Consider the following 13,209-nt stretch of genomic DNA (forward strand, 5'->3'; position numbering starts at 1 on the left):
CCGTTGTGGATAATGAGCGGGCCAACGAATTTGCTGTCAGGGAATGCGCCAGCCAGATGATCTTTTCAGTCTTCTTCAGAGCTTACAAGCCAGTTATCGCAATTCTCATCGCGGCATCCATGCCGGGGTGTGCCAGCTATTATTCGCATTTTGCGATGTTTCCTGCGGAGAATTCCTCCGGCGAATCCAGACAGGTACGGCTGTCCTGGCAGAGTGCTGAGTATCCTGGCTGGTGGTTTGCCCGCAACGAGGCTACGTCGGTAAAGGTTGAGACCCAGTGCAGCGACCGGGTCTGGCGTGTGCGGGATGGCGACGATGCGGATGCCGGTTCCTGCAGCACCGGCATCCGGGCCTGCGGGGAGAGCGGCATGGACCTCGTTGCCAGGACAGGAAAACCTGCCACGGAATCCACCCGGTGCATGGCGATCAAGGCGGAGGATCCCGGTGCCCGTATCCCGGATGTTGGCGGAAAACTGGAATTGCTGGTTTCCTGCACGCCGGCCGTTGTTACTGAAGGTTCTGGTGACGAGTCGCGTAACCTGGATTACATCCGGGCGTCGTCGGTGCCCTACACCGTCTACGTACGCAAGGCGCCCCGTGGCGCCATGCACGCACGGCCGCCAGAGTTCGACGAAATGGCATGTGACGCTGAGTGACACTTTCTGACGTTGATGTGTGACCATCATCACATTGCTACATTTTGTTTCCTCGTGAACATTATCGTTACGCTTTGTCTCATTTGAGTTGCCTGGCGATACGATATTGTAATTGTGTCTTCCCGCGGTTCAGTCAGAATGGTAACCATCGACAAGTTGGTTTGTGAGGTGGGCCGTGGGTGTCCAACAGAAAAAAGTGGCAGTACATGATCTGGAAGTGGGCATGTTCGTGTCTGATCTGGACAGGCCCTGGCACCAGACTCCTTTCCCGATTCAGGGTTTCCATATCCGTTCCCAGGATGATATCCGTGCGCTGGTTTCCCACTGCAAGTGGGTAATGGTGGATATTGCAGAAGCCAGGGAATCCAAAGAAGTCAAACTCGGTAACAAGCCGGTGTTTGGCAAGAGCTCCAATAGGCGTGGTGGTGGGCGTGAACAACTGCAGTTGCCACCGTTGAGCATCCGGGAGCCGGTTACTTACGATACGGACACCAGCCTCAAGAAGGAAATAAAGACATCAAAGCGGCTGCTTGATGATGTTGAAGTTGCGCTGGCCGGCCTGTTTGAGGCACTTCGCTCAGGAGACGTGGCTGATCTGAAGACCATTGCAACCATCACCAGCAAGATGGTGAGCAGTGTGATTCGTCAGCCGGATGCCCTGTTGTGGCTCAGTCGCACCCGCGCACACGACAGTTATCTGTACCGGCATGCTCTGAACGCTGCGGTGTGGGCACTGGTGTGTGGGCGTCACCTGGGGTTGAACGAAGGTCTTCTGAACCATCTTGGTCTGGGCTGTTTGCTGTCCCAGGTTGGCAAAACGGCACTGCCGGCAGACATGCTGGCCCGGGAAGGGCAGTTAAGCGCTGAGGAATATATTACCTTTCGGGGTTACGTGAACCTTGGAGTTCGTATGCTGGATGGCAGCGGGCTGTCCCGGGCCGTTCTGAGTGTTGTTCAGGGCCACCGGGAGCGTCATAACGGGTCAGGTTTCCCTGAAGGCGTTCGGGGTGATCGCATTCCGCTGCTGGCGAAGGTTGCGGGGATTGCGGAGTTTTTTGAATCATTGATTGGGCCAAGAGATCACGCCGAGCCAATGACACCCGCCAAGGCGGTGACTTTGCTGTACGAGATGCGCAACATCGAGTTCCAGGAAGATCTGGTGGAGAGCTTCATCCAGGCTATCGGTATATACCCCACGGGCAGCCTGGTGGAGCTGACAGACGGCCAGCGGGGGATTGTTGTTTCCCATTCTCCCGAGCGCAGGCTCTGGCCTCAGGTGATGGTGATGACCGACAACACCGCCAGGCCCCTTAAAACCGCCAAAATTATCGATCTTGCCCGGTACAACGAAGGAAAAGAGGCGGCAGAAACGATCCGGGTCCGGGGTTGCCTACCCCATGGCACCGAAGGGCTGGACCCCTCGCGCTACGACGTGACGGGAGTGGAATCCCGCTGGAATCTCTCCAGGCTGATCAGCGGATAATCACTCGCAGCTGCTTGCGAACCCACCGATAAGTGTTCTCCGGGCGGAAACTCAGCAGCAGTTCTGACTCTCCGCCCGTGGGGCCCGCCACAAAGTACTCCACCTCGGCGCTCTGCCAGTCTGTTGAATGCACCTGAATATCCTGAGGGCGGGTGCTTATCGCTTCCAGCTCAGCCAGTGCCAGGCCCCCGCCAATCCGGCGCACAGCCACCTGTTTGATGGCGGTATCGCTGGCCGGATAGCTGGCAACATCGTCATCCAGGTAGTAACGCTTGGCAACGGCCGTGCTGATGCCCTTCAGTTCCCGCGTGAGGTAAGTCTGGGCGTCTTCGGTACTGGTGTCCTCCATCGAGCGTACCGAATTGTCGATTCGCTCTTTCTTGGCTTGCAGATCTTCCTTGTACTCGACATCCGGATCGCGCTCATCGGCGTCTTCCGGCCTGGGTGGCGCGTTGTCGATCTCAGCCTGGGAGGGTGGCTCCTCGCACCGCTCGTCATCTTCCGGATAGAAGCAAATCGCCGCCAGAAGCTGGTTGGCCGGGGAGAGCGAGGGGGTTGTGGCAGTGAATTCCGATTCGCTCGCGGTAAAGTCGATGGGCCCGGTCAGATTCGGCAGCGCAGCATTCAACTGGCTGATGACCCGCTTACGGAGTTCGATGCCTTCGCCCTCCGGGATGTTCTCGCTCCAGTTCAGCAGCATCAGGAATCGGGTCAGATTCATCAGGGTAGTGTTTTCCAGCACCTGTTGCTCGGTAAGGGTGTGCGTTGTCAGGCCTTCTTCATCCACCATGGGCGTTTGCAGGGTGGTACGTGTGGTCTCAAAGAATTCGAGGAGGGTGACGTATTGCTGTGCAGGAACCCCACTGCTCAGTGGCAGGTCGCCAACCCGGAATTCCAGGGTTTCGCCGGGATAGTAGCGGAATTCCCCCGCGGCGTTGGTGGTACCGGCCTGGCTGGCTGTCTGGTAGCTGAGACCACTGAAACCATTGAAGTTTAGCCGGCCTGCGTTGGTGTCATCGCCAGAGCCGCTATCGTCATCAAGGCAGCCGGTGAATGCAAGTGCGCTCAGAAGCGCGAGTGACAATCGGATGCGGTGAACGGATCTCATGGTTTGTCGTATATTCCCTTCAATTCAGCGCGCCTGCACTCGCGGTGCGGCAGCCCCTTTTGTAAATTATTGTAACCGCATTATAGGGGCGGGGACTGCCTCATATCGGGATTCCTGTCGCAGTTTCCGGTTTTGGCCGGTGAACACTTTCAGGCCGTCAAAGGCCTTGAAATAAGCGGCTTTGTCACAATAAACAACAATCTGAATTCTGGCGGGCGGGCGCGGGCCGTTTCCTGCCGTTTTTTTACCGAATCGGGATCGTTTATGTCCAATGCACTGGAAATTGAGGGCCTCACCAAAACTTACGGTGACGGTTTCGAGGCCCTCAAGGGGATTGATCTGCACGTAGCCGAGGGGGATTTCTTCGCCCTGCTCGGGCCCAACGGAGCAGGCAAATCAACCACACTGGGTATCGTCTGTTCATTAGTAAACAAGACAGCCGGCAAGGTGCGGGTTTTCGGGTACGACATCGACACCCACCTTTCCGATGCCAAGCTGAACCTCGGGGTTGTGCCCCAGGAGTTCAACTTCAACCAGTTCGAGAAAGTGTTCGATATCGTTACCACCCAGGCGGGCTATTACGGGATTCCGCTGAAGCAGGCGTCGGTTTCCGCAGAAAAGTATCTGAAAAAGCTTGGTCTCTGGGGCAAGCGTAACACCCCGGCCCGGATGCTGTCCGGGGGGATGAAGCGCCGGTTGATGATTGCCCGGGCCCTGGTTCACGAACCGAAACTGCTGATCCTGGACGAGCCGACTGCCGGTGTGGATATCGAGCTGCGCCGCTCGATGTGGACCTTCCTTGAGGAAATGAACCGCCAGGGCACCACTATTATCCTGACCACTCATTACCTTGAGGAGGCGGAGGCGCTCTGCCGCAACATTGCCATTATCGACCACGGCAAGATCCTCAAGCACACCAGCAAAAAGGCGCTGCTTCAGCAGCTTAGCCTGGAGACATTCGTGCTGGATACCGAAACACCTCTGGATGCCGCGCCCGAGCTGGGCGATTTCCACACCCGGCTGGACGGGGAAGGGGCCCTGGAGGTTGAGGTCCAGAAAGGCCAGGGGCTGAACCAGGTGTTTGTGCAGCTGGATCAGATGGGCATCAAGGTGATCAGCATGAGAACCAAGGCCAACCGACTGGAAGAGCTGTTTATTCGCATGGTGGAGCAGAACGCCGTCGATTCCCGCAAGAGTGTGGAGGGTGCAGCATGACACCACAGGCCTTGTTCACGGCATTCGGCACTATCGTTATCCGGGAGGTTCGCCGGTTTACCCGGATCTGGCCTCAGACACTGCTGCCGCCGGCAGTCACCATGACGCTCTATTTCATTATTTTCGGCAATCTGATCGGCTCCCGTATCGGCCAGATGGGCGGGTTCGATTACATGTCCTTTATCGTGCCGGGCCTTATCATGATGGCGGTAATCACCAGTTCCTACGCGAACGTGGTGTCGTCTTTTTTTTCGATGAAATTCCAGCGCAGTATCGAGGAGTTGCTGGTTTCACCGGTGCCGAACTGGGTCATCCTGGCCGGTTATGTGACCGGGGGCATGGCCCGGGGGCTGGGGATCGGCCTTATTGTTACCCTGCTGTCCCTGGTATTTACCCAGCTTTCGATACACAACCTGCCAATGATGATTCTGACGGTGTTTCTGACCTCGGCCCTGTTTGCCCTGGGCGGATTCATCAACGCCATGCTGGCGACCAAGTTTGATGATATTTCCATTGTCCCAACCTTCATACTGACGCCGCTGACCTATCTGGGCGGGGTGTTCTACAGCATCGATCTGTTGCCGGGGTTCTGGCAGGGCGTATCCTTGATCAATCCGATCCTGTACATGGTAAACGGCTTCCGTTACGGGATTCTGGGTGTGTCAGACGTTAATCCGTTCATTTCTCTTGGTATGATTCTGGTTTTCATCACCGTGCTGGCAGTCATTGCATTGAAAATGCTGGAGCGGGGCAAAGGCATTCGCTACTGATTTCGGGAACACCTATGGCACTTAATGATGCACCGCTTGGCAAAACAAGTGACTACCCGGACAGCTACAACCCTGGCCTGCTGTTCCCCGTGGCGAGAGAGGAAAACCGTCGCCGCCTTGGCCTGGACGATGGCCGCTGGCCCTGGTTTGGGGAAGACCTGTGGCAGGCCTGGGAGATTTCCTGGCTGAGGCCGGGCGGCGTGCCTGAGGTGGCGTGGGCAGAGATTGTCTTTCCTGCTGCGTCGCCCTCAATTATTGAGTCCAAGTCGCTTAAGCTCTACCTGAACTCGTTGAATCAGGCTGTCTATTCAACCGGGGACCAGATGGCGGAGACGATCACCCAGGATCTCTCCAGTGCCTGTGGTGGCGCGGTGCAGGTGAGGCTTTTGAGCGTTGATGAGTCGGGCAAAGCGGTTGGCCGCCCCGGGGGATTTGAGCTGATCGATGATGAACCGGTGAGCGATGTGGTTTATGACTATGCACCGGACTCACTTTCCGCCGGCGACGGAATAGTGACAGAGCACCTCTGTTCCCATCTGCTGAAGAGCAATTGCCCGGTGACAGGGCAACCGGACTGGGCAACCCTGCTGATCCGTTACACCGGCCCGAAAATCGACCGGGCCGGGTTGCTGCGGTATGTGGTGAGTTTTCGGCAGAAGCAGGATTTCCACGAACACTGCGTGGAAACCGTGTTTACGGATTTGATGGGCCGCTGCAAGCCGGAGTCGCTCACAGTCTGCGCCCGATACACCCGAAGGGGCGGGCTGGATATCAATCCCTGGAGAAGTACCGAAACCGGCCAGGGTGCCGGGCCGCGGCTGATCCGTCAGTAACCAGGGTGAAATGAGGCACCGGCGGCGCCTCAGGAGACGTCTTCTTCCCGCCTGAGGCGGTCCGCGGCATCTTCCAGCGCGGTGAGAATGGCCTGCCGTTCCTTTTCGGTGATCTTGTCCGAATCCAGATACATGGCAAAGCCGCTGTGTTCGTGTTCCATGAAGCTGCGGTTTGGCCCCATATCCCGCCGGAAATCCACCACCTCGTAAATCGGCACCGGTTTGCCGAATCCTTTCACGGTTATTTCACCTTTGTCCCGGCACATGATCTTGTTCTTGATCAGCGAAAAGGTCTCGTAGGACACCAGGATCTCACCGGGTTCCGCCAGGGATTCAAGGCGGCTGGCCAGATTCACTTCCTTGCCGATGATGGTGTAATCCATCCGGTTTTCAGCACCGAAGTTACCCACTGTAGTGTAACCGGTGCTGATCCCCATACGGATTTCCAGGGGGGTCTTGATGCCCTGGCTTCGCCACTTCTGGCGCATGATCTTCATGTGCTTGCGCATTTCAATGGCCATGGACACGCAGGCAAAGGCGTCTTCCCGCTGGCCCCGGCTGGTGGGGTCGCCGAAGAATACCATGATAGAGTCGCCCACGAATTTGTCGATGGTGCCGCCATATTTGAGGGCCACTTCAGACATTTCATTAAAGTAGTGATTCAACAGCTCGGTCAGCGCCTCCGGCTCCATCTCTTCGGAGAGTTCGGTGAAGCCTTTGATGTCTGAAAAGAATACCGCCAGTTTCTTGCGCTGGGTTTCCAGCCGTACATCCCGCTCCCCGGTAAAGATGGATTGCCACACCTGGGGTGAGAGGTACTTGGACAGCTTGTGGGACAAGGCAATTGACTGTTCCCGCTGATTTTGGATCTGGGTCTTGGCCAGCATCAGTGCCCGGGCCTGCTGGTGAGAGTAATAGGCGGTAACGCAGATATACAGCCCGGTGGAAAGAATCGACACCATGCTGGTCAAAAGCGGCGCGTGGGGGCCGTCGGCCAGGCCGAGGATGGCAACAGCAATCGCAATTGCCGCGGCCATGAAACCGGTGCCGATCAGCCACTGCCGGATGCCGCCAACAATCAGGCAACTGAACATCAGCATCAGGGCCACGGACAGGGAGGGTATGACAATCAGGCCGATGAAACCGATGAACCCGCCGCCAATCACACAATCCACAATGAGCATTTTCTGACGGATGCGTGCGGAATGTCTCAGGAAGGTTCTACGGGTGAGTATATGGGCTATGTGTGGCCATGTGAGAGCACCTGCTACCAGCCACAGTAACGGCTGCGGAAAGGCACCCTGGAGAACACCGGTTACGATAATTGCCGCCGTAGACGTGTACGCCAGTATTCGGCCGTTGTAATCCGGCATTGGCGGTATGGCTATCGGACTGCCGGGGCCTTCAGCAGCCATCGACTTGACAGCGGAGGTGCTGGCATTGCGCAGATCGGCCGGTACGCTCATCATTTCAGAAACGGATCCTGCCAATGAGCATGTCCCGGAACATGACCCAGTCACCCATCAGGCTGTACAGTGGGTACTTGAAGGTTGCAGGGCGGTTTTTCTCGAACTTGAAATGGCCGACCCAGGCAAACCCATAGCCGATGACCGGCAGGGTCAGAAGCCACGCAAGTTTTCCGGAGGTGATCGCCCAGACAGCGACCAGAAAAACCAGAAGACTACCGACAAAGTGCAGCCTGCGACAGATTACATCGCTGTGTTCTTCAAGGTAGTAAGGATAGAATTCGGAAAAGCTGTTGAAGGTTCGCTGGTTGCTCATTGTGTTGCTTCTCACCGTTGCAGGACTGCGGCATTTTATAATTGTTGGCAGCGCCGACTACGACTAAAGATTAACAGCATTACGTACAACCCACAATTCACAGCCAGCAATTGTGCCCGTGCCCATTTTCACACAGTCATAAAATAGCGAGACGATATGACAGCAGTTACTGATTTCCTGCTTAACCGGTCCTCCGAACCCAGGCTGGAGGCGCCCGCGCCGGACAGGGAAACCCTGAACAAGGCCTTTGCCTGCGCCGCTCGCGCTCCGGATCATGCCTTGTTGCGGCCATGGCGTTATCTGGTCGTAGAAGGTGAGGGGCTGGAGGCCCTCGGGGAACTGTTTGCCTCCACCTGTGCCAACAACAGTGACGAGCGGGAAATCGAAAAGCTCCGGCGCGCCCCTCTGCGGGCACCCATGGTCATTATTGGTATTGCCTCGCCGAGCCCCCACCCCAAAGTTCCGGAAGTGGAGCAGGTGATGTCTGCGGCTGCTGGCATGAGCTTTCTCGGGCTGGCCCTTCAGGATGCCGGTTATGGTGTGATGTGGCGCACCGGTGCTGTCGCCTATCATTCAGCCGTGCACAAAGGGCTGGGGCTGGATGACCACGAGCAGATTGTCGGCTTTCTTTATACGGGGAGTGTCTCCGCTGTAAAGCCTGCCGTTCTCCGGCCCGGGGTTGACGAGTTTGTCCGTCACTGGCCTTAACGGGTAACTGTCGCTTCCCCCGGCGTGGGCGGGGGAAGCGGTTTGCCGCTTTCGAGGACTTTCTTTCCCTTTATCCGCTCCCGCTTTCTCTCAACAGCCCAGCTAATCCCGCCAATACTGGGGTTATGCGCTATTTAGGGCGCCTTTTTAGAGCGCCTTTCGAATTCTGGCATCTACCTTGCTTTAGTTCTGTCAGAGAGCACAGCCGGCAAAATCAGGTCGGCGTACTGGTGCAGTTTTCGGGAGGCAACATGGCAATTTCGTTCGATAAGGCTCTGGGCATTCATCAGCACGCGGTGGAAGCGCGGGTCAAGCGTGCCGAAGTTCTGGCAAACAATCTGGCCAATGCTGACACCCCGGGTTTCAAGGCCCGTGATGTGGATTTCCAGGCGATGATGCAGAAGGCCCAGGAGTCCGTCAGCGGCTTCCAGATGGCGAAAACGAACGAGGCCCACATGGATACCTCCCGGTCTGCCTCAGACAGCGACCTTTTGTACCGGATGCCACATCAGCCGTCGGTCGACGGCAATACTGTGGATGCCCAGCAGGAGCAGTCGCGCTTCATGCGTAACGCCATGGACTTCCAGGCCAGTTTCCAGTTCCTGAACAGCAAGTTCAGCGGTTTGACCAAAGCCCTGAAGGGCGAATAAGCCGCAGTCACAGGGTTAGCGAAGGAGAATTATCATGTCACTGGGCAGCATTTTTGATATCGCCGGTTCCGGCATGACAGCGCAATCGCTGCGGCTGAATACAACCGCGTCCAACATTGCCAATGCCGAAACAGCCAGCTCCAGTACCGGTGAAACCTACCGGGCCAGAAAGCCGGTGTTCTCAGCCGTTCAGCAATCACTCCTGAACCCGGGGCAGGGTGGCATGCCGATGGCTGCCGATGAAGGTCCCGGTGCCGGCGTCAGGGTTGAAGGCATTGTTGAGAGTGATGCGGAGTTACAGATGCGCTACGAGCCCCACCATCCGGCGGCCAATGAAGACGGTTATGTCTTCTATCCCAACGTGAACGTGGTTGAGGAGATGGCTGACATGATGTCGTCGTCCAGAAGTTTCCAGATGAATGTGGATGTCATGAACACAGCCAAGTCCATGATGCAGCGCATTCTGACCCTTGGTCAGCAGTAATACGGTGAGGAGCACAACATGACTGCAGTAAATGCAACAGACGCGTCGGATGTTCTGAGCCAGTACCAGCTGAAGCAACAGGATGGCGGCCAGGGCACCAGTGAGCTTGGCCGGAATGAGTTCATGGAACTGATGCTGGCACAGCTGAAAAACCAGAACCCGCTGGAACCCCAGGACAACGGTGAATTCATCTCCCAACTGGCCCAGTTCAGCTCGCTGGAGGAGATGCAGAACCTCTCCGGTACGGTTGAGGATGTGGCGGGCCAGTTCCGTTCCACCCAGGCGCTGCAGGCCTCTGCCATGGTCGGCAAAACCGTGCTTGCCCCTTCCCAGATCGGGATTCTGGGTGCGGACGGTGAGATCAGTGGCACCGTTGAAGTGCCGGCATCGACCGGCGGGCTTCGGCTTTCGATTCAGGGTCAGAATGGTGAACGGGTTCGCCAGATTGACATGGGTAGTAGTCCGGCGGGGGTGACATCGTTCCGCTGGGATGGCCAGGACGGCAACGGCAATCCCTTGCCGCCGGGACCCTACCAGATTGTAGCCGAGGCTTCCTACCCGGATGGGCCGCAGCAGTTGGGTACGATGGTAAGTGCCAATGTTGACAGCGTGTCCCTGGGCCAGGGTGGCTCCATTACCCTGAATCTTGCAGGTATGGGCTCCATCGCCCTGTCTGATGTAAAACAAATTAACTGATACCGGTGAAACACCAAGGGGTGAACCATGGGATTTAATACGGGTTTGAGTGGTCTTCGCGCGGCATCGGTAGATCTGGACGTCACCGGTAACAATATTGCCAACGCCAGTACCGTGGGGTTCAAAGGCAGCAAGGCCCAGTTCGGCGATCTTTATGCCAGTGGTTTCCTGAGCGCAGGCACCAATCCGATCGGGGACGGTGTCCGGGTTCAGGGCGTGAAGCAGTCGTTCGGTCAGGGCAATATCAGCTTCACCGATAGCGGCCTGGATATGGCGATTGACGGTGATGGCTTCTTTATTCTGAACAATGGCGGCGAAGTGCGATACTCCCGGGCCGGCCAGTTCGGAGTAGACAAAGACGGCTTTGTGGTCAACAACCAGGGCATGAAGGTGCAGGGTTATACCGCTGATGGTGATGGCAACCTGTCCGGTGTGCGTGGTGACCTGCAGATTGAGACCGCCAACCTGGCTCCGCGCAGGACCACGAACCTGCAGACCGATGTGAATCTGGATTCCCGTGAATCCGTGCTGGAACGCAGGGTGAGAGACCTTTCCCTGCAGACCGGTGACTTTACGGCGGGTGAAACGCTGACTTTTTCCTATTCTGACGGTTCAGCCGATGAGACTGTTGTGATCCCCAGCCCGATAAACTCCGCGGGCCAGATTGCCGATGCGATCTCCGCAGCCTCCGGCGTGAGTGCTTCCGGTATCACAACAGCTGAAATAGACTCTACGGCCAATGGCGTCTCGACCGGTGATACTCTCAGTAATACGATTGCGTCTCGCAACCTGGAGCTCTCAATCAATGGTCAGCCCCTGAATGTAAGCGCTGTGACGACACTGGATGAGCTGGCGAACGTTATTTCCAGCTTCGGCAATAACTCAATCTCAGCCAATGTGGATGGCGACAACCTTTTAGTCCGGGACAGTTCGGGTGAACCGCTTGAGGTTCAGTGGGGAGACGGTAGTAGTACGAACCCGATTGAGAACACCGTTGGAGAGATCGCGGTAAGCACAAATCGCAGTGTGGATACTGTGGCCTCTGACGCCGTGGGTTCTCAGTTCGTGGCGACATATAACAACACGCAGCCCACGCGCATCAACGCTTTCAACCCCATTGATCAGCGTACTTACAACCACGCCACATCAACCACCATCTACGACAGTCTGGGCAACGCCCATGAGATGACTCAGTTCTATGTCAAAGAGCCATCGCCCGGGAATGGTGTTGGCCAGAGTCAGTGGTCTGTTTACCTTCAGGTAGACGGCGAGCCGGTAGGTGGCACGGATCAGACTCCTTACACTGCAATATTCGATCAGGACGGTGTCCTGGCTTCCATCAACGGTAATCCCAGTGGTGAGATTATCGTGGCTGACTGGATTCCCAAGGATCCCAGCGGTGACCCTAATGGGGCGGACGGTCCTCCGGCAGATCCCACCTCGGTCGTGAGCCCGATTCCGGAGCCACCCACCAGCTCCGCGTTCGTTCTGAATCTGAGCGATGCCACCCAATACGGCGCGGCATTCGGTGTCAATGACCAGCAGCAGAATGGTTATACCACGGGTCGCCTGTCCGGGCTGGATGTGTCGGATGATGGTGTCATATTCGCCCGGTATACCAACGGGCAATCCAATGCGCTTGGTCAGGTGGCGCTCGCCACATTCAGCAACACCGATGGCCTGTCTCCGGTGGGTGATACCTCCTGGGTCGAAACCTTTGAATCAGGGCAGCCTGTCATTGGCGCGCCGGACACCGGTACCCTCGGTTCGATTGCGTCAAGCTCCGTCGAGGAATCCAACGTGGACCTGTCTGCTGAATTGGTGAACCTGATTATTGCACAACGCAACTATCAGGCGAACGCCAAGACCATTGAAACCTCCGATGCGGTCACCCAGACCATCATCAACCTTCGTTAAGTTCGTGAGCTAGCGAACATGGCATGACTCCTGCAGGGAGACTGGAAACAGTCAAAATTCCGGCAGGAGTTTTCCCATGGACAAAGCCCTCTACATCGGTATGTCTGGCGCCAAGCAGAACATGCTGGCCCAGCAAGCCCATGCCAACAACCTGGCGAATGTCAGCACCACCGGCTTCAAGAAGGACTTCGCCCAGGCCCGTAGCATGCCTGTCTTCGGGGAACACCATCCCACCCGGGCCTATGCCATGACGGAGCGACCCGGCACGGACCTTTCCGCAGGCGCCCTGATGGACACCGGCCGCAAACTGGATGTGGCGGTTGAAGGTGAAGGGTGGCTTGCCATCCAGAACGATCAGGGCGAAGAGGTGTTTACCCGCAGCGGCAGTCTTCAGGTTGATGTGAATGGTCTGGTGCGCCTGGCCAATGGTGAACTTGTGCTTGGCAATGGTGGACCGGTTGCGCTGCCGCCTTTCGACAACGTGCAAATCGGCACTGACGGCACGATTTCTGTTGTTCCTGTTGGCGGCCCGCCGAATCAGCTGGTCGAGGTGGATCGTCTGAAGCTGGTCAACCCGCCACCGGAAGCTCTGGAGAAGGGGCTAGACGGGCATATGCGCCGAAAACCGGACCAGGCAATCGATGGCCCTGAGCCCCCGGATGCAAATCTCAGAGTGGTCTCGGGGTTTCTTGAGAGCTCCAACGTGAATGCGGTGGAAGAGATGATTTCCAATCTGCAGCTTTCCCGGCAATACGAAATGCAGGTGAAGGTAATGACCACCGCCAACGAGAATTCCGAAGCAACGGCACGGCTGTTGCAGAACCTTTAAGTAACAACCGAACACATTGGCCTGGCGGGCCTGAAGCGGCAAAAACTGGCCGCCTGATTGCCCCCCCCGGTATGGAGT

Annotated in this window: 14 protein-coding genes; 11 read left to right on the plus strand and 3 right to left on the minus strand. The window is 56.9% G+C overall.

From position 1 onward, the window contains the following. Nucleotides 1-5: 5 nt before the first annotated feature. Nucleotides 6-656 (plus strand): hypothetical protein, encoded by a 651-nt coding sequence (locus D0851_RS00635; protein ID WP_227539388.1) that lies wholly within the window; start codon nucleotides 6-8, stop codon nucleotides 654-656. 175 nt (nucleotides 657-831) lie between these two features. Next, a complete protein-coding gene (locus tag D0851_RS00640; protein WP_117616899.1) occupies nucleotides 832-2,139 on the plus strand; it encodes an HD-GYP domain-containing protein in 1,308 nt (435 codons plus the stop codon). Here the strand turns inward: D0851_RS00640 and D0851_RS00645 are convergent. Then, on the minus strand, nucleotides 2,129-3,247 hold the full coding sequence (locus tag D0851_RS00645; protein WP_117616900.1) for an organic solvent ABC transporter permease: 1,119 nt from the start codon (nucleotides 3,245-3,247) through the stop codon (nucleotides 2,129-2,131). The genes D0851_RS00640 and D0851_RS00645 overlap by 11 nt on opposite strands. A gap of 264 nt (nucleotides 3,248-3,511) precedes the next feature. Here D0851_RS00645 and D0851_RS00650 point away from each other — a divergent pair, with 264 nt between their 5' ends. The 3 genes from D0851_RS00650 to queF are packed head-to-tail and all read left to right on the plus strand — an operon-like array spanning nucleotide 3,512 to nucleotide 6,065. Continuing rightward, on the plus strand, nucleotides 3,512-4,462 hold the full coding sequence (locus tag D0851_RS00650; RefSeq protein ID WP_117620224.1) for an ABC transporter ATP-binding protein: 951 nt from the start codon (nucleotides 3,512-3,514) through the stop codon (nucleotides 4,460-4,462). Beyond that, nucleotides 4,459-5,232, plus strand: coding sequence for an ABC transporter permease (locus D0851_RS00655; protein WP_117616901.1), 774 nt, complete (start codon nucleotides 4,459-4,461; stop codon nucleotides 5,230-5,232). The genes D0851_RS00650 and D0851_RS00655 overlap by 4 nt, the downstream gene beginning before the upstream one ends. 14 nt (nucleotides 5,233-5,246) lie before the next feature. Further along, nucleotides 5,247-6,065 carry an NADPH-dependent 7-cyano-7-deazaguanine reductase QueF gene (gene queF, locus D0851_RS00660; RefSeq protein WP_117616902.1) on the plus strand — a complete coding sequence of 273 codons (819 nt, stop codon included), beginning with the start codon at nucleotides 5,247-5,249 and terminating at the stop codon, nucleotides 6,063-6,065. A gap of 29 nt (nucleotides 6,066-6,094) precedes the next feature. Here queF and D0851_RS00665 read toward each other — a convergent pair whose 3' ends face one another. Next, entirely contained in the window at nucleotides 6,095-7,534 is a 1,440-nt protein-coding gene (locus D0851_RS00665) for an adenylate/guanylate cyclase domain-containing protein (RefSeq protein ID WP_117616903.1), read from the minus strand. A gap of 1 nt (nucleotide 7,535) precedes the next feature. Beyond that, nucleotides 7,536-7,847 (minus strand): DUF962 domain-containing protein, encoded by a 312-nt coding sequence (locus D0851_RS00670; RefSeq protein ID WP_117616904.1) that lies wholly within the window; start codon nucleotides 7,845-7,847, stop codon nucleotides 7,536-7,538. A gap of 156 nt (nucleotides 7,848-8,003) precedes the next feature. On the opposite strand from D0851_RS00670, the gene D0851_RS00675 reads away from it, so the two are divergent. From D0851_RS00675 to D0851_RS00700, 6 genes are all read left to right on the plus strand, one after another. After that, entirely contained in the window at nucleotides 8,004-8,555 is a 552-nt protein-coding gene (locus D0851_RS00675) for a nitroreductase family protein (RefSeq protein ID WP_117616905.1), read from the plus strand. Between the two features lie 251 nt (nucleotides 8,556-8,806). Then, a complete protein-coding gene (gene flgB / locus D0851_RS00680) occupies nucleotides 8,807-9,205 on the plus strand; it encodes a flagellar basal body rod protein FlgB (RefSeq protein ID WP_117616906.1) in 399 nt (132 codons plus the stop codon). Nucleotides 9,206-9,239: 34 nt separating this feature from the next. Next, nucleotides 9,240-9,689 (plus strand): flagellar basal body rod protein FlgC, encoded by a 450-nt coding sequence (gene flgC, locus D0851_RS00685; protein ID WP_117616907.1) that lies wholly within the window; start codon nucleotides 9,240-9,242, stop codon nucleotides 9,687-9,689. Between the two features lie 18 nt (nucleotides 9,690-9,707). Then, nucleotides 9,708-10,385, plus strand: coding sequence for a flagellar hook assembly protein FlgD (locus tag D0851_RS00690; protein WP_117616908.1), 678 nt, complete (start codon nucleotides 9,708-9,710; stop codon nucleotides 10,383-10,385). 27 nt (nucleotides 10,386-10,412) lie between these two features. Then, nucleotides 10,413-12,302 (plus strand): flagellar hook protein FlgE, encoded by a 1,890-nt coding sequence (locus D0851_RS00695; protein WP_117616909.1) that lies wholly within the window; start codon nucleotides 10,413-10,415, stop codon nucleotides 12,300-12,302. Between the two features lie 76 nt (nucleotides 12,303-12,378). Beyond that, nucleotides 12,379-13,131: a flagellar basal body rod protein FlgF gene (locus tag D0851_RS00700; RefSeq protein WP_117616910.1), complete on the plus strand. Its 753-nt coding sequence runs from the start codon at nucleotides 12,379-12,381 to the stop codon at nucleotides 13,129-13,131. The last annotated feature ends 78 nt before the right edge of the window (nucleotides 13,132-13,209 follow it).

Source organism: Marinobacter sp. Arc7-DN-1 (assembly GCF_003441595.1).
Classification (GTDB): Bacteria; Pseudomonadota; Gammaproteobacteria; order Pseudomonadales; family Oleiphilaceae; genus Marinobacter; species Marinobacter metalliresistant.

Coding starts and splice junctions, on each gene's coding strand:
- D0851_RS00645 (WP_117616900.1), bottom strand. CDS start 3,247: ATGAGATCCGTTCACCGCATCCGATTGTCACTCGCGCTTCTGAGCGCA.
- D0851_RS00650 (WP_117620224.1), top strand. CDS start 3,512: ATGTCCAATGCACTGGAAATTGAGGGCCTCACCAAAACTTACGGTGAC.
- D0851_RS00655 (WP_117616901.1), top strand. CDS start 4,459: ATGACACCACAGGCCTTGTTCACGGCATTCGGCACTATCGTTATCCGG.
- queF (WP_117616902.1), top strand. CDS start 5,247: ATGGCACTTAATGATGCACCGCTTGGCAAAACAAGTGACTACCCGGAC.
- D0851_RS00665 (WP_117616903.1), bottom strand. CDS start 7,534: ATGATGAGCGTACCGGCCGATCTGCGCAATGCCAGCACCTCCGCTGTC.
- D0851_RS00670 (WP_117616904.1), bottom strand. CDS start 7,847: ATGAGCAACCAGCGAACCTTCAACAGCTTTTCCGAATTCTATCCTTAC.
- D0851_RS00675 (WP_117616905.1), top strand. CDS start 8,004: ATGACAGCAGTTACTGATTTCCTGCTTAACCGGTCCTCCGAACCCAGG.
- flgB (WP_117616906.1), top strand. CDS start 8,807: ATGGCAATTTCGTTCGATAAGGCTCTGGGCATTCATCAGCACGCGGTG.
- flgC (WP_117616907.1), top strand. CDS start 9,240: ATGTCACTGGGCAGCATTTTTGATATCGCCGGTTCCGGCATGACAGCG.
- D0851_RS00690 (WP_117616908.1), top strand. CDS start 9,708: ATGACTGCAGTAAATGCAACAGACGCGTCGGATGTTCTGAGCCAGTAC.
- D0851_RS00695 (WP_117616909.1), top strand. CDS start 10,413: ATGGGATTTAATACGGGTTTGAGTGGTCTTCGCGCGGCATCGGTAGAT.
- D0851_RS00700 (WP_117616910.1), top strand. CDS start 12,379: ATGGACAAAGCCCTCTACATCGGTATGTCTGGCGCCAAGCAGAACATG.